17 protein-coding genes, 1 tRNA gene and 1 pseudogene are annotated in these 19,306 nt (G+C 68.8%); 9 read left to right on the plus strand and 10 right to left on the minus strand.

Annotation, left to right across the window (positions count from 1 at the left end; all coding sequences use genetic code 11):
• Nucleotides 1–13 precede the first annotated feature (13 nt).
• A complete protein-coding gene (locus ACVW19_RS17125) occupies nucleotides 14–901 on the plus strand; it encodes a rhomboid family intramembrane serine protease (protein WP_457460225.1) in 888 nt (295 codons plus the stop codon).
• Between the two features lie 305 nt (nucleotides 902–1,206).
• Here the strand turns inward: ACVW19_RS17125 and crgA are convergent, their stop codons facing one another.
• The gene (crgA, locus tag ACVW19_RS17130) at nucleotides 1,207–1,461 is read right to left on the minus strand and encodes a cell division protein CrgA (RefSeq protein WP_457460226.1); all 255 of its coding nucleotides are present in this window, start codon (nucleotides 1,459–1,461) and stop codon (nucleotides 1,207–1,209) included.
• Nucleotides 1,462–1,601: 140 nt separating this feature from the next.
• Between crgA and ACVW19_RS17135 the strand changes: the two genes are divergently transcribed.
• The 6 genes and pseudogenes from ACVW19_RS17135 (at nucleotide 1,602) to ACVW19_RS17160 (ending at nucleotide 5,524) form a co-directional block, all read left to right on the plus strand.
• Nucleotides 1,602–2,384 (plus strand): DUF881 domain-containing protein, encoded by a 783-nt coding sequence (locus ACVW19_RS17135; RefSeq protein ID WP_457460227.1) that lies wholly within the window; start codon nucleotides 1,602–1,604, stop codon nucleotides 2,382–2,384.
• A 60-nt stretch (nucleotides 2,385–2,444) separates the two neighbouring features.
• Nucleotides 2,445–2,650: pseudogene (locus ACVW19_RS17140) on the plus strand (class E sortase); the annotation flags it as partial.
• A 52-nt stretch (nucleotides 2,651–2,702) separates the two neighbouring features.
• Nucleotides 2,703–2,864: a hypothetical protein gene (locus ACVW19_RS17145; protein WP_109376615.1), complete on the plus strand. Its 162-nt coding sequence runs from the start codon at nucleotides 2,703–2,705 to the stop codon at nucleotides 2,862–2,864.
• A complete protein-coding gene (locus ACVW19_RS17150; protein WP_457460228.1) occupies nucleotides 2,861–3,499 on the plus strand; it encodes an aminodeoxychorismate/anthranilate synthase component II in 639 nt (212 codons plus the stop codon). The genes ACVW19_RS17145 and ACVW19_RS17150 overlap by 4 nt, the downstream gene beginning before the upstream one ends.
• The gene (locus ACVW19_RS17155; protein WP_457460229.1) at nucleotides 3,496–4,749 is read left to right on the plus strand and encodes a class E sortase; all 1,254 of its coding nucleotides are present in this window, start codon (nucleotides 3,496–3,498) and stop codon (nucleotides 4,747–4,749) included. Before ACVW19_RS17150 ends, ACVW19_RS17155 begins: the two co-directional genes overlap by 4 nt.
• Nucleotides 4,750–4,762: 13 nt before the next feature.
• The gene (locus tag ACVW19_RS17160) at nucleotides 4,763–5,524 is read left to right on the plus strand and encodes a class E sortase (RefSeq protein ID WP_457460230.1); all 762 of its coding nucleotides are present in this window, start codon (nucleotides 4,763–4,765) and stop codon (nucleotides 5,522–5,524) included.
• A gap of 91 nt (nucleotides 5,525–5,615) precedes the next feature.
• Here ACVW19_RS17160 and ACVW19_RS17165 read toward each other — a convergent pair whose 3' ends face one another.
• The 7 genes from ACVW19_RS17165 to ACVW19_RS17195 all read right to left on the minus strand — a co-directional run bounded on the left by ACVW19_RS17165 (nucleotide 5,616) and on the right by ACVW19_RS17195 (nucleotide 15,200).
• The gene (locus ACVW19_RS17165; protein ID WP_457460231.1) at nucleotides 5,616–6,650 is read right to left on the minus strand and encodes a restriction endonuclease; all 1,035 of its coding nucleotides are present in this window, start codon (nucleotides 6,648–6,650) and stop codon (nucleotides 5,616–5,618) included.
• 379 nt (nucleotides 6,651–7,029) lie between these two features.
• Entirely contained in the window at nucleotides 7,030–9,036 is a 2,007-nt protein-coding gene (pknB, locus tag ACVW19_RS17170) for a Stk1 family PASTA domain-containing Ser/Thr kinase (RefSeq protein WP_457460232.1), read from the minus strand.
• 170 nt (nucleotides 9,037–9,206) lie between these two features.
• Nucleotides 9,207–10,679 (minus strand): peptidoglycan D,D-transpeptidase FtsI family protein, encoded by a 1,473-nt coding sequence (locus tag ACVW19_RS17175; RefSeq protein WP_457460233.1) that lies wholly within the window; start codon nucleotides 10,677–10,679, stop codon nucleotides 9,207–9,209.
• Nucleotides 10,676–12,112 carry an FtsW/RodA/SpoVE family cell cycle protein gene (locus ACVW19_RS17180; RefSeq protein WP_457460234.1) on the minus strand — a complete coding sequence of 479 codons (1,437 nt, stop codon included), beginning with the start codon at nucleotides 12,110–12,112 and terminating at the stop codon, nucleotides 10,676–10,678. The genes ACVW19_RS17175 and ACVW19_RS17180 overlap by 4 nt, the downstream gene beginning before the upstream one ends.
• A 27-nt stretch (nucleotides 12,113–12,139) precedes the next feature.
• Nucleotides 12,140–13,684: a Stp1/IreP family PP2C-type Ser/Thr phosphatase gene (locus ACVW19_RS17185; protein ID WP_457464647.1), complete on the minus strand. Its 1,545-nt coding sequence runs from the start codon at nucleotides 13,682–13,684 to the stop codon at nucleotides 12,140–12,142.
• A 141-nt stretch (nucleotides 13,685–13,825) separates the two neighbouring features.
• A complete protein-coding gene (locus ACVW19_RS17190; protein ID WP_109376622.1) occupies nucleotides 13,826–14,335 on the minus strand; it encodes an FHA domain-containing protein FhaB/FipA in 510 nt (169 codons plus the stop codon).
• A 10-nt stretch (nucleotides 14,336–14,345) separates the two neighbouring features.
• Nucleotides 14,346–15,200, minus strand: coding sequence for an FhaA domain-containing protein (locus tag ACVW19_RS17195; RefSeq protein ID WP_457460235.1), 855 nt, complete (start codon nucleotides 15,198–15,200; stop codon nucleotides 14,346–14,348).
• 694 nt (nucleotides 15,201–15,894) lie between these two features.
• Here ACVW19_RS17195 and ACVW19_RS17200 point away from each other — a divergent pair.
• Nucleotides 15,895–15,978 (plus strand) — tRNA-Leu (locus ACVW19_RS17200).
• Between the two features lie 381 nt (nucleotides 15,979–16,359).
• On the opposite strand, the gene ACVW19_RS17205 is transcribed toward ACVW19_RS17200, so the two are convergent.
• Both ACVW19_RS17205 and ACVW19_RS17210 read right to left on the minus strand, forming a co-directional pair.
• On the minus strand, nucleotides 16,360–17,289 hold the full coding sequence (locus tag ACVW19_RS17205) for an NAD-dependent epimerase/dehydratase family protein (RefSeq protein WP_457460236.1): 930 nt from the start codon (nucleotides 17,287–17,289) through the stop codon (nucleotides 16,360–16,362).
• 11 nt (nucleotides 17,290–17,300) lie between these two features.
• The gene (locus tag ACVW19_RS17210; protein WP_457460237.1) at nucleotides 17,301–18,296 is read right to left on the minus strand and encodes a ScbA/BarX family gamma-butyrolactone biosynthesis protein; all 996 of its coding nucleotides are present in this window, start codon (nucleotides 18,294–18,296) and stop codon (nucleotides 17,301–17,303) included.
• A gap of 257 nt (nucleotides 18,297–18,553) precedes the next feature.
• Here ACVW19_RS17210 and ACVW19_RS17215 point away from each other — a divergent pair, with 257 nt between their 5' ends.
• Nucleotides 18,554–19,219: a ScbR family autoregulator-binding transcription factor gene (locus ACVW19_RS17215; RefSeq protein ID WP_457460238.1), complete on the plus strand. Its 666-nt coding sequence runs from the start codon at nucleotides 18,554–18,556 to the stop codon at nucleotides 19,217–19,219.
• Nucleotides 19,220–19,306: the final 87 nt, after the last annotated feature.

Here is a 19,306-nt window from a genome sequence, read left to right on the forward strand (position 1 = left end):
CCTAGGGGATCCCATGGACGACCAGGCTGCAGGCAGCCCGCAGGACGCCCGCAGTCTCCCGGTCTGCTATCGCCACCCGGACCGCGAGACCGGCATTCGCTGCACCCGCTGCGAGCACCCGATCTGCCCCGAGTGCATGGTCAGCGCCTCGGTCGGTTTCCAGTGCCCCGAATGCGTCCGTGGGGGAGGCCCGGGCGCCGGGCACGCGCCCGCCGCCTCGGTGCCCCGCACGATCGCCGGCGGCACCGTCGCCGGGGACCCCCGGCTGATCACCAAGATCCTGCTCGGGATCAACGCCGCGGTGTTCATCGCGGTGCATGTCCGGCCGTCGCTGCTGGGCCACCTCATGCTGATCGGGACCTGGCCGCCGTCCGGCCCCGTCGAGGGCGTCGCCGAGGGCGAGTGGTACCGCCTGGTCACCTCGATGTTCACGCACGAGGAGATCTGGCACATGGGCTTCAACATGCTCGGCCTGTGGTGGCTCGGCGGACCGCTCGAGCAGGCTCTGGGCCGGGCCCGTTATCTCGCGCTGTACCTGATCTCGGGCTTGGCGGGCAGTGCGCTGACCTATCTGCTGGCCCCGGGGACCACGGCCTCACTCGGTGCCTCCGGTGCCATTTTCGGGCTGTTCGGTGCGACGGCCGTCCTGGTGCGCCGGCTCAACTACGACATACGGCCGATCATCGCCCTGCTGGTGGTCAACCTGGTCTTCACCTTCAGCCCAGGCTTCAACATCGCCTGGCAGGCCCATATCGGAGGGCTCGTCGCCGGTGTGGTGATCGGGTACGCCATGGTCCACGCCTCGCGCGAACGGCGAACTCTGATCCAGTATGGAACCTGTGCACTGGTTCTTGCCGTGGTCGTGTTGATGGCCCTGCTGAGGACAGCCCAGCTCGCCTGAGCACCGGTTGTCCACAGTCTGTGCCGGATCTTGTGCACAGTGTGCAGGAACATCTGTGCCCGCTGTCGCTGACCCGTGTTTCCGCAGGTCAGCGACGCGCGAACGTGCTTTCGGTTGCTGGTGCTTCTGTCACACCGGCGTCAACCTCCGGCAGGTTATCCACAGATCGTCGTTTCTTTTCCCCATGCTGTGGACATGCCTGTGGATAACTCAGTGGATAGCCCTGCCCAGAGCTGGTGGACAACTCTGCCCTGAACCGCCGGGCGGTTCAGGGCAGGGCTGGGGCAGAGCCGTACTGCTCGGCGCTACTTCCACTGCGTCGAGACGCCGAAGCCGCCGGCGATGAATCCGAAGCCCACCACGATGTTCCAGTTGCCCAGCTCGAGGACGGGCAGCTTGCCGTCGGTGACGTAGAACACGACGATCCAGGCCAGGCCGATCAGGAACAGGGCCAGCATCACCGGTGCGACCCAGGAACTGCTGGTCAGCTTGAGATCGGTCGTCTGCTTCGCCGGCGGGGGCGTGTAGTCGGCCTTCTTGCGGATACGTGACTTCGGCACGAGGGTCTCTCCTGTCGATGCGCTGCGTGGCCGCGCAGGGAACTGGGTCGTGCTCGGGGCGGTTGCAAGGGGACTCCGAGCGCTCCCCCGGGCGTCAGTTAGCGTAGTGCTTCCGTGGCGCCGAAGGAGATAAGGGTACGTTGAGCAATTCTGCCGACTCCCCAGGGACGGAATCCAGCCCTGTCCGCCGACGCGGCTTCCGGCCCGTCCGGATGCTCACCGCGGGTGTGTTCGCCCTCGCGGGTCTTCTCTTCTTCACCAGCTTCAACACGGCGAAGGGCACCAACATCCGCACGGACGACTCCCTGTTGAAGCTGTCCGACCTCATTCATGAGCGAAGCCACAAGAACGGCGCGCTGGAGGAGTCCAACGGGGCGCTCCGGGGAGACATCGAGTCCCTCGCCGAGCGCGACGACGGCAGGACCGAGGCGGAGGACGACCAGCTCGCCGACCTGGAGCACCGCGCGGGCACGCAGAAACTCAAAGGCGAGGCCATCACGGTCACGCTCGACGACGCCCCACCGAACGCCACCGCCAAGCTTCCCGGATACCCCGAGCCGCAGCCCGACTACCTGGTCATCCATCAGCAGGACCTCCAGGCCGTGGTGAACGCGATGTGGCAGGGCGGCGCCGAGGGCATCAAGGTCATGGACCAGCGGCTGATCTCCACCAGCGCGGTGCGCTGTGTGGGCAACACCCTGATCCTCCAGGGCCGCGTCTACTCACCGCCGTACAAGATCACGGCGGTCGGCGATCCGGAGAAGCTGAAGAACGCGCTCGCGGCCTCCCCGTCGATCCAGAACTACATGGTGTACGTCAACGTCTACGGGCTCGGCTGGAAGGTCGAGGACGAGGGGTCGGTGACCCTGCCCGGCTACTCGGGCACAGTGGACCTGCACTACGCGAAGCCCGTGGAGCAGTAGAGCCCATGGGGTGGACCCCGGGCCGGACGGACTCCGGGAGCGGGGCCGGGAGCCGCCGGTGAGCCCGGTCCGTACAAAACCGTGCCCCCGGACATCGAGGTGATCGACCCTGCGCCACGTACTTCCGGATACACGCGTCCCGGCCGCTGTCCGACGCTGACGACGTGCGAACCGGAACGGGGCACAGTCATCGGCTGACCGTCCGGGTGCATCCGGACTCCACGCAGCCTGTGGAGGCCGGGAAACCGGAGGCGTTACGCCGTTAGTCTGGTGACGAACGGCGTGGGTCCGGTGCCGTGGTGCGACGGAAGGGACGGCATGTACAGCTGGATCTGGCGGCATCTGCCGGGGAACGGGTGGGCGAAGGCGCTCATCTCACTCGTGCTGATCATCGCTGTGGTCTATGTCCTCTTCCAGTACGTCTTCCCCTGGGCCGAGCCGCTGCTGCCCTTCAACGATGTGACGGTGGACAACCAGTGAGCGCGCGGATTCTCGTCGTCGACAACTACGACAGTTTCGTCTTCAACCTGGTCCAGTACCTGTACCAACTGGGTGCCGAGTGCGAGGTGCTGCGCAACGACGAGGTGTCGACGGCGCATGCGCAGGAGGGTTTCGACGGCGTGCTGCTGTCCCCGGGGCCGGGTACTCCCGAACAGGCCGGTGTCTGTGTGGACATGGTGCGGCACTGTGCGTCGGCCAAAGTGCCCGTCTTCGGCGTCTGCCTCGGTATGCAGGCCATGCAGGTGGCCTACGGCGGTGTGGTGGACCGTGCGCCCGAGTTGCTGCACGGGAAGACCTCGCCGGTCGAGCACGAGGGCAAGGGCGTTTTCGCGGGCCTGCCCTCACCGTTCACGGCGACGCGCTACCACTCCCTGGCGGCCGAGCCGGCCACCGTACCGGCGGAGCTGGAGGTGACGGCCCGGACACCGGACGGCATCGTGATGGGTCTGCGCCACCGTGAACTGCTCGTCGAGGGAGTGCAGTTCCATCCCGAGTCGGTGCTCACCGAGCACGGGCACCGGATGCTCGCCAACTGGCTGGAGGAGTGCGGGGACGACGGAGCGGTGGCGAGGTCGGCGGGGCTGGCCCCGGTGGTGGGCAGGTCGTCGGCGTGACCGCGCTGCGTCCCGAGCGCGAGTCCGGTGCCGGATACGGGCAGTCCTTCACGGACGGTTCCCCGTACGGCGCCGGCGGCGAGCAGGGGACCCCGTACGGGCAGCAGCCGTACGGGGAGCCCGGCGCGTACGGGGCGCCCGGCAGGTTCGGGGACGGCGGCTGGTACGACACCACTCAGCAGGGCGCCTACTCATACGGCGGTGCGGGCGCGGTCGGGGGCGGTGCCGCCGGGGGCGGTGCCGGCGGGGTCGACGACAGCACCGCGTATCTGCCGCCCGTCGACGAGGAGACGGTGGCGCTGCGGATCCCCGATCCGCCGGAGCGCACGGAGTACGACGCGGGCACGGAGTACGACGCGGGCACGGGGGCCGCGCCGTACGGCTCGCACGGGGAGTCCTCGGCGGCTTCCGCGGCTCCCGGAGGCCGGGCGGCGCGCAGGAAGGCCGCCAAGAAGCGTCAGGGGCGCCGTGGCGGCGCGAATCGGCCCGCCGAGGCCCTGGACGCACCCCACGGCCACGACGCCCCACAGGCGCCGCTCTCGCGTGTGGAGGCGCGGCGGCGGGCACGGGAGCGGAAGCCGAGTGCCGCCGTCGTCGCGAGCCGGGGGATCGGCGAGGTGTTCATCACCTGCGGTGTGCTGATGCTGCTGTTCGTCACCTACCAGCTGTGGTGGACGAATGTGCGCGCGCAGGCCCAGGCCGGTAAGGAGGCCAGTGACCTCCAGAGCGACTGGGCCAGTGGCAAGCGCAGTCCGGGGGCGTTCGAACCGGGCAAGGGTTTCGCGCTGCTGCACATTCCGCGGCTGGACGTGGTCGTGCCGATCGCCGAGGGGATCGACAGCAAGAAGGTGCTCGACCGGGGCATGGTGGGCCACTACGCGGAGGGCGCGCTGAAGACGGCGATGCCCGACGCGAAGGAGGGCAACTTCGGGGTCGCGGGGCACCGCAACACGCACGGGGAGCCGTTCCGGTACATCAACCGGCTGGAGCCGGGCGACCCGATCGTGGTGGAGACGCAGGACACGTACTTCGTCTACAAGATGGCGTCGATCCTGCCGGTGACCTCGCCGAGCAACATCAGCGTGCTCGAACCGGTCCCGAAGGAGTCGGGCTTCAAGGAGCCCGGCCGCTACATCACGCTGACCACCTGTACGCCGGAGTTCACCAGCAAGTACCGCATGATCGTCTGGGGCAAGATGGACGAGGAACGGCCGCGCAGCAAGGGCAAGCCGGATGCGCTCGTCAGTTAAGGGCAGAGGAAACGTGGCAGCGACCGCCGACGACACCGAAGAGCACACCGCCAGGCCCGCGTCACCGTCGCCTCCGGCGCGCCGCCGCATGGGGCCGGTCGCGATCGCGGTGAGCGCGCTCGGGGAACTTCTCATCACCGTGGGCCTGCTGCTCGGCCTGTTCGTCGTCTACTCGCTGTGGTGGACGAACGTGCTCGCCGACCGCGCGGCGGACAAGCAGGCGGACAAGGTGCGTGACAACTGGGCCCAGGGGCCCGGCACCGGCACCGGCGGCGGCCCCGCCTCCTACGACAGCAAGGACGGGATCGGCTTCCTGCACGTGCCCGCGATGGGCAACGACATCCTGGTCGAGAAGGGCACCACGATGAAGGTGCTCAACGACGGCGTCGCCGGCTACTACACCGACCCGGTGAAGGCGACCCTGCCGACCTCCGGCAAGAAGGGCAACTTCTCGCTGGCCGCGCACCGGGACGGCCACGGGGCCAAGTTCCACGACATCCACAAGATCAAGGAAGGCGACCCGATCGTCTTCGAGACGAAGGACACGTGGTACGTCTACAAGACCTACGCGATCCTTCCCGAGACCTCGAAGTACAACATCGAGGTCCTCTCCAAGGTCCCAGAGGAGTCCGGCCGCAAGAAGGCCGGCCACTACATCACCCTGACGACCTGCACCCCGGTGTACACCAGCACGTACCGCTACATCGTCTGGGGCGAACTGGAGCGCACGGAGAAGGTCGACAAGGACCGGACCCCACCGAAGGAACTGCGCTGACCGAAGTCCTCCGAGGACCTCAGTCCCCTGACATGACGGAGGCCCGAAGCCGCAACCTGCTCTCGCGGCTTCGGGCCTTTGTGATCCGCCGCTACCGCAGAGCCTTGAGACGCACTCCGGCGGTCCAGGCCTCCACTTCTTCCCGATTGACCGTGACGACTCCGGTCAGATCGGCGATCGCCTGGGACTCGTGGCTGAATTCGCAGGTGGCGACGGAGAGCGCGAGGTCCACCCGGCCGATGGCACACGCCGCGCCCGCGAACCTCTGCATGTCGGCGCTGGGCACGGTCCAGCGGCGGGACCGGTTCTTGCACTGGACGGCCACGGTCCGCCCGTCCGCGGTGCGGCCGGTGATGTCGATGCCCCTGTCGCTGCGGGCCTGCCGTACGACGACATCGGTGCAGACGTCGCGCCGCAGCAGGTCGGCGACATGCTGTTCGAACGCCTGCCGGGTCATCGCCTTGAGTGTCGACCTGACGTTCTCCGCGGGAGCCTCTCCTTCCAGAGTGGCGAGGCGCTTGTGATGCCGGCACAGCCTGCGTTCGACGTTCTCGATGTCCTTGCGGAGTTCGAGGAGCTCGTGGCGGTGTTCACCGGACGTGGCGATCAGGGCGTTGAACATCGGCACGACCGTCCTGCCGAGGATGTGGGTGATGCGCCGGTCGATGCGGGCGTCGAGAGAGGTGAAGTCCGCGGGAGCAGGGTTTTCCACAGGCTGTGTGCGAGCCAGGTGCTCCACATCGAGCAGGTACACACGCACCTGACGTGCGACTTCGCTGCGCCGGAGGAGCATGGCGACGTTGAGGACGGCGTGGCGGGACCAGATGGCGAGAGCGGAGCGAGGCTGTGGATGGCCATAGGAACTCAGGTTGAGTTCCTTGAAATTCTGCAGCTCTGAGCCACGCAGCGCCCACATTCCGTTGGACTGGAGCTCTTGGCGGTGGCGGCTGAGCAGGTTGTTGACGACCGTATCGGCCACCTCGAAGTACGCCGCCACCATCGCCGTCGTCACATGCATGCCGTCCGGCAGCAGCGACAGGGCCTTGACCCTGTCGAGCACGTCCGTGCGGTCCAGCACGCTGCTGCGCAGCGACGGCGATTCCAGCGGTACTGATTCCTTGATCATCGCCTGCCCCTTCGGGGCTCGTGGTCGGGACAGAACTCATTGCGCCACCCCACCCGATCAACGAGCCGTGGCACGCGAAGGCACGAGCGAGGCAAGGACGTGCGTTCAAGGGCCGGGGCTCCGCTGTGGGTGGGTGAGAGGGGATCCGGCGGGCCTGTGGACAACTGGCCAACGGGAGTGACATGTTGTCACTCCCGAATTGCCGCAGGTCAGCGTGTTGAGGACACCGCAGAGGGAGGCTCGGGAGCGGGACTGGATCCCACTGGCCTCCTTGGAGGAGGTCAGTTCTGTACATGCCCGTACGCGGGTACGCCAGAGCCCCGGCGCCCTCCGGAGAGGGGGCCGGGGCTCTGGCGTGTTCGGGGTGTTCCAGGAGGTGTCAGTCTCTGTTCCCGCCGGTGAGGCCGCCGAAGATGCCGCCGGGGCCGCCACCGTTGTTACCGCCGTTGTTGCCGCCCGGGTCCACGGTGATCAGGGTGACCGCCGTTCCCTTGTCGACCGGGTTGCCCTGGCCGGGGTCGGCGCCGAAAACGAGGGAGTTGGGGTCCCGCGAGCCCTTGATGTCACCGACCGCCAGCCCGGCCTCCCCGAGCATCTTCTGGGCGTTCTCGAGGGTCTGGCCGTTGACGTTCGGGACGGTGACCTTCTCGGCCTCCTTGGCCTTGCCGATCTGGATGGTCACCGGCGAGTTCTTGGGGAGCTGGGTACCCCGCTGAGGGTCGGTTCCAATGACCCTGCCGACCAGGTCAGGGTTGTCGGTCTCCACGTCGGTGCAGTTACCGACGAGGTCATTGGCCGTCATCTGAACCTTGGCATCGTCGCAGGACTGATTGCTGACATCGGGCACGGTGGATTTCTCCGCCGCCCTGGCGACGGTGAGGGTGATCGTGGTGCCCTTCTCCTGCTCCGTGTCGCCTGCGGGGTCCTGTCCGATGACGATGCCCGGGGTCTGGTCCGACACTTCAGTCTTCTGCTCGACGTCGAAGCCCTTGTCCTCGAGCTGTGACTTCGCCTTCTCGTAGGACAGCCCCTGCACATCAGGCACCGCCACCTTGGGCGCCCCGGTGGACACCACCAGGTTGACGGTGGATTCCTTCTTGACTTCTGTGTCCGGTTCGAGGTCCTGCTCGCAGATCTTGCCCTTGCTCTGGTCCTCGCAGGGCTCGGAGGTGAACTTGAGGACCAGGTCGGAGTTGGTGGCCAGCTTCTCGGCTTCGGTCTCTGTCTTGCCGACGAAGTTCGGGACCGAGACGTCGTCGTTGCCCACGCCGCCGTTGCCGCTGAAGATCGAGCGGCCGAGCAGGATCGCGCCGATCAGGACCAGGACGCCCGCCGCGACCAGCAGTATCGTCGAGGTGTTGTTCTTCTTCTGCTGCTGGCGGCGCCTGCCGGGGCGGTCGTCGTAGCCGTAGCCGCCGTCGTCCGGGTTCATGGGCGGCAGCATCGAGGTGGCGGCGCCGGCGTCCGTGCGCAGAGCCGTCGTCGCCTGGTTGTCGGGGTAGCCGCCGTAGCCGACCGAGCCCATCGCCGCGGTGGCCGCGACCGGCTGGCCGTCGAGGTAGGCCTCGATGTCGGCGCGCATCTCGTCGGCCGACTGGTAGCGGTAGTCGGGGTCCTTGACGAGCGCCTTCAGCGTGATCGCGTCTATCTCGGGCGTGACCTCGGGGTCGAAGACGCTCGGTGCCTGCGGTTCCTCGCGGACGTGCTGGTAGGCGACCGCGACGGGGGAGTCGCCGACGAACGGGGGACGGACGGTCAGCAGTTCGTAGAGCAGGCAGCCGGTGGAGTAGAGGTCGGAGCGGGCGTCGACCTGTTCGCCTTTGGCCTGCTCGGGCGAGAGGTACTGCGCGGTGCCGATGACCGCGGAGGTCTGGGTCATCGTCATGCCGGAGTCGCCCATCGCGCGGGCGATGCCGAAGTCCATGACCTTGACCTGGCCGTTGCGCGTCAGCATGACGTTCGCCGGCTTGATGTCGCGGTGGACGATGCCGGCCCGGTGCGAGTACTCCAGTGCCTGGAGGATGCCGATGGTCATCTCCAGCGTCCGCTCCGGCAGCAGCTTGCGGCCACTGTGCAGGAGTTCCCGGAGCGTGGAGCCGTCGACGTACTCCATGACGATGTACGGGATGGAGACCCCGTCGATGTAGTCCTCGCCCGTGTCGTAGACCGCGACGATCGCGGGATGGTTGAGCGAGGCGGCCGACTGGGCCTCCCGGCGGAACCGGGCCTGGAAGGACGGGTCGCGCGCGAGGTCGGCGCGTAGCGTCTTCACAGCAACGGTGCGGCCGAGGCGGGTGTCATGCGCGAGGTAGACCTCCGCCATGCCACCGCGGCCGAGCACGTGGCCCAGTTCGTACCGGCCGCCGAGGCGACGCGGCTCTTCCATAGCTAACTACCAGCCCTCTCCGTCGGTCCCGGTCGGCACGTTCGTGCGGCCGGAGGCTGCCGTCCGGGCCCTACCGTACCCGGCTCGCTTTGTGTGACCTGGCCAAGTACGTCAGCCGATACAGGACCGGTACCGCAACGTGCACCGATGTGAAGCAGACGTGACCGGGGTCACTGCTTGCCCTTGACGACCGCCTCCATCACGCTCTTCGCGATCGGGGCCGCGAGGCCACCGCCGGAGATGTCGCCGCGCACGGCGTCGTCGTCCTCGATGATCACGGCCACGGCCACCGGTGAGCTGCCGTCCTCGCCCTTGGCGTAGGAGATGAACCACGCGTAGGGATTCTCGCTGTTGTCCACGCCGTGCTGGGCGGTACCCGTCTTGCCGCCGACGGTGACGCCCTCGATCCGCGCCCTGCTGCCGGTGCCCTCGGAGACGACGGTCTCCATCATCGACTGGAGTATCTGCGCGTTCTCCGCCGACATCGGCTCGCTCAGCTTCTCCGGGTCCGTCTTCTCGATGGTGTCGAGGCTCGGGGCCTGGAGTTCGTCGACCATGTACGGCTTCATCAGGGTGCCGTTGTTGGCGATGGCGGCGGTGACCATGGCCATCTGCAGCGGGGTGGTGGCGGTGTTGAACTGGCCGATGGAGGAGAGCGCGGTCTGCGACTCGTTCATGTCGTCGGAGAAGACCGAGGCGCTGGAGCGGACCGGGACGAACTGTTCCTCGGTGAAGCCGAACTTCTTGGCGTACTCGAGCATCGTGTCGTTGCCGAGGTCCGCGCCGATCTTGCCGAAGACGGTGTTGCAGGAGACCCGGAGCGCCTCGCGCAGGGTGGCGTCCTCGCAGGGGATGTTGCCGTCGTTCGGCAGCTCGGTCGTGGTGCCGGGCATGATCCACGGCAGGGGCGTGTCGGTCTTCTCGTCCGCGCTCTTGTACAGCCCCTCCTCCAGGGCGGCGGCGGCGGTGAGGACCTTGAAGGTGGAGCCGGGCGGGTAGACCTCGCGCAGTGCCCGGTTCTGCATCGGGTCGGCGGGGTTGTTCTTCTTCTGCAGCTTCTGCCAGGCCTCGGCGTCGGAGTTGCTGTAGCCGGCGAACACGGACGGGTCGTAGGAGGGGAAGGAGGCCAGGGCCAGGATCTTGCCGGTGGACGGCTCGATCGCGACGACGGAGCCCTTGCCGCCCTGCTTCTTCAGGCCCTGGTAAGCGGCCTTCTGTGCGTCGGCGTTGAGGGTGGTGACGACGTTGCCGCCCTCCTTGTTCTTGCCGGTCAGCATGTCGAGCGTGTTACGGAAGAAGAGGCGGTCGTCGTTGCCGGTGAGGATGCCGTCCTCGATGGCCTCCAGCTGGGTGGCGCCGTAAGCCTGCGAGACGTATCCGGTGACCGGCGCCCACATCGGGCCGTCCTTGTAGGTGCGCTTGTACTTGAAGTCGCCCTTGGCGGTGGTGTGTCCGGTGATCGGCTCGCCACCGACGATGATGTCGCCGCGTGGGGCTGCGTACCGCTCGATGGCGACCCGGCGGTTGTGCTCGTCGGTCCTCAGCTCGTCGGCCTTGACGTACTGCAGCCAGTTGTCGCGGATGAGGAGGGTGAGGATGAGGAGACCGCAGAAGATCGCGATTCGGCGCAGGGGCTTGTTCACGGGCGGACCACCTGGGTCATCTCGACGTCGGGGTTGGTGGCGGGCGCGGGGGCCGGGCGGCGGGCGGTGTCGCTGATTCTGAGCAGGATGCCGATCAGTGCCCAGTTGGCGATGACGGACGAACCGCCGTACGCGAGGAAGGGCATCGTCATACCGGTCAGCGGGATCAAGCCCATGACGCCGCCGGCGACGACGAAGACCTGGAGTGCGAAGGCGCCGGACAGGCCGATGGCGAGCAGCTTGCCGAACGGGTCGCGGGCGGCGAGGGCGGTGCGCACGCCGCGTTCCACGATCAGCGCGTAGAGCAGCAGCAGTGCCATGGTGCCGGCCAGGCCCAGTTCCTCGCCGAAGGTGGCGAGGATGAAGTCGGAGTTGGCGGCGAACCGGATGAGGTCGGAGTGGCCCTGGCCCCAGCCGGTGCCGAGGGTGCCGCCGGAGCCGAAGGCCCACAGTGCCTGCATGGCCTGTTCGGAGTGGCCCCCCTGGCCCGCCCGGCTGAGGGTGTACTCCTTCATCGGGTCGAGCCAGGCTTGGACGCGCTGCTGGACGTGCGGTTCGAAGCTGGCCACGCCGACGGCGCCGGCGCTGGACATCAGCAGGCCGAAGACGATCCAGCTGGTCCGCTCGGTGGCGACGTACAGCATGATCACGAACATGCCGAAGAAGAGCAGCGAGGTGCCGAGGTCGGTCTCGAAGACCAGGATGAGGATCGAGATCGCCCAGACGACGAGGATCGGGCCGAGGTCGCGTCCGCGGGGCAGGTAGAGGCCCATGAAGCGGCGGCTGGCCAGGGCGAGCGCGTCGCGCTTCACCATCAGGTAGCCGGCGAAGAAGATCGCCAGGACGATCTTGGCGAACTCACCGGGCTGGATGGTGAAGCTGCCGATCTTGATCCAGATCTTGGCGCCGTAGATGTTCTGGCCGAGGCCGGGCACCAACGGCAGCAGCAGCAGGACCAGTGCGCCGAGCATGGAGATGTAGGTGTAGCGCTGCAGGACGCGGTGGTCCTTGAGGAAGATCAGCACGGCGACGAACAGGGCGATGCCCAGGGCGGTGTAGAGCAGCTGTCTGGGGGCGGCGGTGCCCGCCTGGTGGATTTGCTGCAGCAGTTCCGACTGGTCCAGCCGCCAGATGGCGACGAGCCCGAGTCCGTTGAGCAGGGTGGCCAGCGGCAGCATCAGCGGGTCCGCGTACGGAGCGAACTTCCGTACGACGATGTGGCCGATGCCCGCCAGCAGGCCGAGGCCGAGGCCGTAGCTCAGCAGGCCGGTCGGAACCTCGTCGTTGAGGGCCAGCCCGACGTTGGCGTAGGCGAAGACCGGGATGACGACGGCGAACGCCAGCAGCGCGAGCTCGGTGTTGCGCCGGCTCGGCGCCCCGATCGCGCCGATCGTGGACGTGTGCTGCGCCGATGGGTTGGTAGTACTGCTCATCGTGTGACAGGGCCTCTCACGGCTTGCCTACTGCTTACCGCACAGCGAGACGACCTTCTGCTCTTCCTCCGAGAGGCTGGGGCCGGGGCTGGGAGTAGGTGCGGTCGTGGACTGGGGCGTGGACTTCTGCGGAGCCTCGGTCGAACCCGAGGGGTTCGGCGTCGGCGTCGGCGTGTTGGACGTGAAGGAGGCGGGTGTGGTTCCCGTGGTGCCTCCGGCCTCGCCCTCGCCGGTCTTCGCGTTGCTCTCGCTCTCGGCGGTGCGTCGCTCGGCCTCCTTCCTGCATGCGGAGGCCTGTACCGCGAGTTCGTCGATCTTCGACCGGGCGCCGTGCAGGTCGCCCTCGGCGATGGTCGCCTCGACCAGCTTCCGCTGGTAGGGCGGCAGGTACTTGAGTTCGATCTCGGGGTGGTCCTTCTCGACCTTCGACAGCGAGACCCAGGCCAGGTCCTGGTTGATGCCCTGGTAGAGCGCGACGTGCTCGCCGTTGGTGCCGACGTAGTACTGGGTCTGCGTCCAGCGCCAGCTGCCGTACACGCCGCCGCCGAGGACGGCGAGGGTGAGCAGGCTGAAGAAGGAGCGCTTGATCCACTTTCGGCTCTTGCGGGGTTTGACGAAGTCGTTCTCGTCGTATCCGAAGTCGTCGGTCTGGATGAAGCCGGTGACGTCGCCGCTGCCGGGCGGGCCGAACTCGCCCCCGCCGCCCTGGCCGCGTCGGCGGCCGAGACCGGCGGCGCGGCCGGCCGGGGTCTGCATGGCGCTGCCGTCGTGCGGCTGGTTCTGGTTCTCGGCGACGGCGCCGACCACGACAGGGGTGTCGGACAGCTGGCCGGCCAGGGTGTCACCGGTGTCGAGGTCGAGGACGTCGGCGACGATCACGGTGATGTTGTCCGGGCCGCCGCCGCGCAGCGCCAGCTCGATCAGGGTCTGCACGGTGTCCTCGGGGCCCTGGTAGCCCGCCAGGGCCTCTTCCAGGGTCTGGTGGGAGACCACGCCGGACAGGCCGTCGGAGCAGATCAGGTACCGGTCGCCGGCCCGGACCTCGCGGATGGAGAGGTCGGGTTCGACGTGTTCGCCGCTGCCGAGGGCCCGCATGAGCAGGGACCGCTGGGGATGGGTGGTCGCCTCCTCCTCGGTGATCCGGCCCTCGTCCACCAGCCGCTGCACCCAGGTGTGGTCCTGGGTGATCTGGGTGAGGACGCCGTCGCGCAGGAGGTAGGCCCGGGAGTCGCCGACGTGCACCATGCCGAGGCGCTGGCCGGTCCACAGCAGGGCGGTCAGGGTGGTGCCCATGCCCTCGAGCTGGGGGTCCTCCTCGACCATCATGCGTAGCTGGTCGTTGGCGCGCTGCACTGCCGTACCGAGGGAAGTGAGCAGGTCGGAGCCGGGAACGTCGTCGTCGAGCGCGACGATGGTGGAGATGGCCTCGGAGGAGGCGACCTCGCCGGCCGCGGCGCCGCCCATGCCGTCGGCGATGGCGAGCAGGCGGGGACCCGCGTAGCCGGAGTCCTCGTTGCCCTCCCGGATCATCCCCTTGTGTGATCCGGCGGCGAAGCGCAGGGACAGGCTCATGCGCACCTCGCCCGTCGGCTCCGGGTACAGCCGGTCGTGTCGAGCCACACTGCCCACCCTCCGGTCGGGAGCGCGCCGGGGTCCTGGGTCGGGACCCCCACCGCGTGCTCGCTCCGCTCGCGTTCTGTCATTGGTGTAGCACTACTTCCGCAGCTCGATGACGGTCTTGCCGATGCGGATCGGCGCACCCGGTCCGATCGGCGTGGGTGTCGTCAGCCGGGACCGGTCCAGGTACGTGCCGTTCGTGGAGCCCAGGTCCTCGACGATCCACTGGCCGTCGCGGTCCGGGTAGATCCTGGCATGGCGGCTGGAGGCGTAGTCGTCGTCCAGCACGATCGTGCTGTCGTGCGCCCGGCCCAGCGTGATGGTCTGGCCCTGGAGCGCGACGGTGGTGCCGGTGAGGGTGCCCTCTGTCACGACCAGCTTGGTGGGGGCGTTGCGGCCGCGGCGGCCGCCCCCGGACTGCTGGCGCTGCGGCGGCGGTGCCTGCCGGGCGCTCTGTTGCGGCCGGGTGGCCTCCCGGCGTGCTCCGCGCTGGGTGACCCGCGTACCGAAGAGGTCACTGCGGATGACCTGCACGGCCACGATCACGAACAGCCACAGTACGGCCAGGAAACCCAGCCGCATGACCGTGAGGGTCAGCTCTGACATTGCCCCCGCTTCACCCTTCGGCTTGCCGGTAAATGATGGTGGTGCTGCCCACGACGATCCGCGAGCCGTCGCGGAGCGTAGCGCGGGTGGTGTGCTGTCCGTCCACCACGATGCCGTTGGTGGACCCGAGGTCCTGGATCGTCGAGGGCGTTCCGGTCCGGATCTCGCAGTGCCGGCGGGAGACGCCGGGGTCGTCGACCCGTACGTCGGCCTCGGTGCTGCGGCCCAGTACCAGCGTCGCGTTGGAGATCTGGTGGCGGTTGCCGTTGATCTCGATCCAGTAGCGGGTGCGGCCGGCGGACGGGGGTGCGGCGGGGGGCCGCTGGCCGCCCGCGGCCGGCGGGTAGCCGTAACCGCCGGGCGGCGGCGCGGCCGGCATGGGCGGGGCTCCCGCGGGAGCGGCCGGCGGGTATCCGTAGCCACCGGGGCGGCCGGCGGGCGGGGAGCCCGTGCCGGGGCCCGCGGGGCCGGTGGGGCCCGCCTGGCTGCTGGAGGAGGCGAGCGTACGGCTGCGCACCCGGTACAGGCCGGTGTCGAGGTCCTCCGCCTTCTCCAGGTGCACCTTGATGGGGCCCATGAAGGTGTAGCGCTGCTGTTTGGCGTAGTCGCGCACCATGCCGGCGAGTTCGTCACCGAGCTGTCCGGAGTACGGGCTGAGCCGCTCGTAGTCGGGGGTGCTCAGCTCGACGATGAAGTCGTTGGGGACGACGGTGCGGTCGCGGTTCCAGATGGTCGCGTTGTTGTCGCACTCCCGCTGGAGTGCTCCCGCGATCTCCACGGGCTGCACCTCGGACTTGAACACCTTGGCGAAGGTGCCGTTGACCAGGCCTTCGAGCCGCTGCTCGAATTTCTTCAGGACTCCCATGGGGCACCTCCTCCGTCGTCGCCGTCCTGCGTACTGCCCTGTCCACTGCGTCTACTGCCCGGTGCGCCGATCCGCGCACCGTCTACCTGGTACTGCTTACTGATCGTATCCACGTACCGATCGATCGGCTGGTTCCCCCTGCTTGCCCGGCCGGCCGGTGTCGACGCCTGACGGAGTTCCCTCGGAGTTCCCTCGGGGTTCCCTCCGGGGGGCCTCTTCGAACTCCTTCGGCCGTGCTCGTGCGAGCCGCCCTGCCATGGATCGTAGAGGGGGCTGTGTACCAGTGTCCCGCACGCGGCTGTGCACTCCGTCCGGTACCCGGGGAGACGGGGGGCTACCGGTACGAGGTTGATACGTGAAGTGCTTCTTGTGGAAGGGACGGGGACACATCCAAGCGCATCCGTGCCCGTTCATACCCATTGGTGCCCGTCCATACGTGTGTGTCCGGGTCGCGGCGTGGTTTCTGTCCGGGGTGTTGACGTCACCGCGCGGCGGTGCGGTGCGGGGCCTCGCCGGGCCTCGAAGGGGGCTCGCGCGTACTGCTGGTGCTGCTCGTGCGCGGCGGTGCTGCTCGGGCCGGGTGGGGTCCGGTGGCCGGTGGAAAGGGATGTGAATCCACCCCGATCAGCGTGCTAATGTTCTGGTGTCGGAAGGCGCCGAACCCCTGCGGGGCGGGGCCGATGACACACCCAATGCGCGGGTGGCGGAATAGGCAGACGCGCTGGATTCAGGTTCCAGTGCCCGCAAGGGCGTGGGGGTTCAACTCCCCCCTCGCGCACACCGTCGGACGGGCGGCATCCTTCAAGGATGCCGCCCGTTTCGCATGCCTGGGTCGAGGTCGGGCAGAGGTTGCCGAGTCCGAAGCGCCCTCTGGAACCGGTCCCGTCGTCGACGGTTGAACCGGATCGGAAACGGGGTGGAAAGAGGGGCGGGGCCCGAGAGTCATGGGCCTGGAACAGGGCGCGGCCGTGTGAGGAACATCTCATGATCTTTTCGGGCGGTCGGTGACCGGGCGTGTGGGGTTCGATGCGGAGCGCATGGGGATCGGGTCGCTGAAGCCTGGTGGAGGGTGTGGCGGCGCGTCCGGAGCGGAGGCCGCTCTCTGCGCTTCTTCGCAGAATGTAAACCTTCTGGTCGGTTTGTTTTCGGGGGCGGGTGGTCAGTCCGGGGTGAGGAACGACCGGTACCAGGAGGCCGCGGGCGGGAAGGCGCGGGTGAAGCCCTCGCCGGGTGCGCAGTCGAGGTTCTCCCAGAAGGCGTCGTCCGAGAACCGGTGGTCGACGGTGAGCATGCCGAGGTGATGCAGCGCGCGAGGGGATCCGGCGGCTCGTGCGTAGGCGGTCGTGACGTCCACCGACGCGCCCTCACCGGGCTGTTCCACGTGCGCGCACACGGCCGCGAGCAGCTCCGACGCGGAGACGGGGGCCGGGTGGTTGACGTAGTGGACACCGGTCCCGTGGGCCGGTGAGAGCGCCGCGGCGACTGCCGCCCGGCCCAGCGTGTCCACGTCGATCATCGAATGCCGTGCCTCGCAGCCCGTCACGGTCGCCGACAACTCCCGCAGGAGTCCGACCAGTCCGGGCACCATCCAGCGGTCGCCCTCGCCGTACACCAGGTGGGGGCGCAGCACCAGGCCGCCCGCGTCGAGGACGTGCCGCTCGGCGGCGGCACGGGAGCGGCTGGTGGCGGAGGCGGGAGCGACGGGGGCCTCGCCCGGCCGTACGCCGTGGAAGGGGCCCCGGCCGTGGACGGCGGCGGTGCTCACGTGGAGGATGCGGCGCACCCCGCTGCGTACCGCTTCCTCCACCAGGGCTTTCGTGCCCCGGTCGTTGACCGCCGCGAGCGATTCCGGGTCGCCGCTCACACGTGAGGCGCAGTGGAGGAGTACGTCGATGCCGGTGCAACTGCCGTACAGGGAAGCGGGATCGGCGAGGTCGCCGGGTACGGTCTCGGTCTCGGCCGTGGTCTCGGCGGGTGTGCTGAGGGCGCGGCGGGACAGCAGGCGGACGTGGGTGTCCGGGCGTTGTTGTGCGGCTGCCGCGATCCGGCTGCCGATGAAGCCGGTGCCGCCCGTGATCAGAAGGTTCACCTTTTTCAGCGTCACAGCGGCGAACGTACCGGGGTGTGGTCCGGGGTGCGGCCGTGAGGTGCTGAGGTGAGGGTGGCGGTGAAGACGGGCTTGTCGTTCTGCCGGCCGGAGACCTGTACGGTCACCTCGCCGTTCTCGGCGTCGGCGTCGGCGTCGGCGTCGGCGTCGGCCTTGTCCTTGTCGAGGACTTCGGCCTCTAGCAGGCAGGGGCTGTCCAGTTCGGCGTAGCGGCTGAAGGAGGCGGCCATGTCGGCCGGCAGGAAGGACCGTCTGCCGGATGCCGCGGTCGCGGCCTGGCGGGCCGCCTCGAACAGGACCATGCCGGGGACGTGGTCGTTGGGCCGGGGGAAGAGCACGGGGTGGCCGGTGTCGACCCGCAGGAGCCAGGTGCCGGGGCGGTCGGCGGGGGCGAGGACGACGTCCTCCGCGCGGTCGCGGCCGACCAGTTCGGGGGCAACGGGGGGCAACAGGGGTATCGCGCTGTCCATGGCGTCCAACTGCCGGGCCCGCAGACGCCGGTAGGCGGCCGGTGAGGTGCAGCCGGTGCCGCCAGTGCCCCGGGCGACGAGCCGTCCCGCGCGGCGGAACTCCATGGTCGTCCGCATGCTGCTCAGACCACGTCCCCGGCGGCGCACCTCGGAGCAGACGACGTCGATGGTGACCGGCTCGGCGGCGTCCACGAGTAACAGCCCGGAGGGGTCCGCGGTGACCGACAGGTCCCACATGACGAAGTGTGTGTCGAGTGGGGTGCCGAACTCGGCGTGGGCGAGGGCCATCGTGGTCTGGCGCAGGGTCTCGCCGATGATCATCGGGTCCTGGTGGCGATCGTCGGCAGGGCCGAAGAAGGAGTGGTCGGCGGGCCAGTGCGCGGTGACGCGGAAGGCGCGGTCGGAGAGGCGTATCCAGTCCGCGGGGAAGACGTCCGCCGCGCGGGTGCGGTGCGCGAGCCGCGCGGTGACCCGGGTGGTGCCGGGGCCGGTGTGGGCACCGGCAGCCTGTCCAGCCACGTTTGCGGGCTCGCCCCCCTGTCCGGTCTGATCCTCCGTGGGTGTACTTGAGGGACCTGACTGCGGCATGGAGAACCCCTCGAATAGGCGGCCTGGATCCGGTCGACTTTCGCACTAAGATACGGACGAGCCGGTTTTTTTCAAGGGTGATCCATACCGTCGGAGACGAGCCCACGCGCCCGCACGGCATCACGCATGGCGCCCGCGCGGCGACTTCACGGCGATCCACGAGATCCACGGAGATCAGGAGGCACCCGATGGCGCGACAGGAGCGCGCGATCCGCACACGGCGGACCATTCTGGACGCGGCCGCGGCCGTCTTCGACGAACGCGGCTACACCTCCGCGACCATCGGGGAGATCCTGGACCGGGCCGGGGTGACCAAGGGCGCCCTGTACTTCCACTTCGGCTCCAAGGAGGAGCTGGCGCTCGGCATCTTCGAGGAGCAGCTGGCGGTCACTCTGCCGCCCCAGTCGAGCAAACTTCAGGAACTCGTCGACTCCGGCCTGGTGCTGGCCCTGCGGCTGCGGACCGATCCGCTGGTGCGGGCCAGTGTCGGACTGGCCCTGGACCAGGGGGCGTTGGGCCTGGACCGGACCTCGGCGTTCCGCATGTGGATCGACCAGACCACCCGGACCCTGGCCGAGGCGAAGACGGGGGGCGAGCTGCTGCCGCACGTCGAAGTGGCGGAGACGGCGGAGCTGTTGGTCGCGAGCTACTCGGGGGTGCAGCTCCTCTCGCAGTTGCGCTGCCAGCGGCAGGACCTGGAGCACCGGGTCGTCGTGCTGTTCCAGCACATGCTGCCGGGCATCGCGGTCCCGGCGGTGCTGGCCCGGCTGGACATCTCGGCGGACCGCGCCCAGCGGGCCCTCGCGGAGGGACGGCTGGAACCGGTTGGGGGAGATGTCGCCGAAGCGGGGTAGGCGGGCGTGGGCGTGGGCACGGTGAGGCCGAGGTCGGCAGCTGTGGCGGGCGGTCACAGGGGCACGTGTGGGTGAGGGGGTCGTCCA

Source organism: Streptomyces sp. TE5632 (assembly GCF_054061295.1).

Coding starts and splice junctions, on each gene's coding strand:
- ACVW19_RS17125 (WP_457460225.1), top strand. CDS start 14: ATGGACGACCAGGCTGCAGGCAGCCCGCAGGACGCCCGCAGTCTCCCG.
- ACVW19_RS17145 (WP_109376615.1), top strand. CDS start 2,703: ATGTACAGCTGGATCTGGCGGCATCTGCCGGGGAACGGGTGGGCGAAG.
- ACVW19_RS17165 (WP_457460231.1), bottom strand. CDS start 6,650: ATGATCAAGGAATCAGTACCGCTGGAATCGCCGTCGCTGCGCAGCAGC.
- pknB (WP_457460232.1), bottom strand. CDS start 9,036: ATGGAAGAGCCGCGTCGCCTCGGCGGCCGGTACGAACTGGGCCACGTG.
- ACVW19_RS17180 (WP_457460234.1), bottom strand. CDS start 12,112: ATGAGCAGTACTACCAACCCATCGGCGCAGCACACGTCCACGATCGGC.
- ACVW19_RS17185 (WP_457464647.1), bottom strand. CDS start 13,684: ATGAGCCTGTCCCTGCGCTTCGCCGCCGGATCACACAAGGGGATGATC.
- ACVW19_RS17190 (WP_109376622.1), bottom strand. CDS start 14,335: ATGTCAGAGCTGACCCTCACGGTCATGCGGCTGGGTTTCCTGGCCGTA.
- ACVW19_RS17195 (WP_457460235.1), bottom strand. CDS start 15,200: ATGGGAGTCCTGAAGAAATTCGAGCAGCGGCTCGAAGGCCTGGTCAAC.
- ACVW19_RS17215 (WP_457460238.1), top strand. CDS start 18,554: ATGGCGCGACAGGAGCGCGCGATCCGCACACGGCGGACCATTCTGGAC.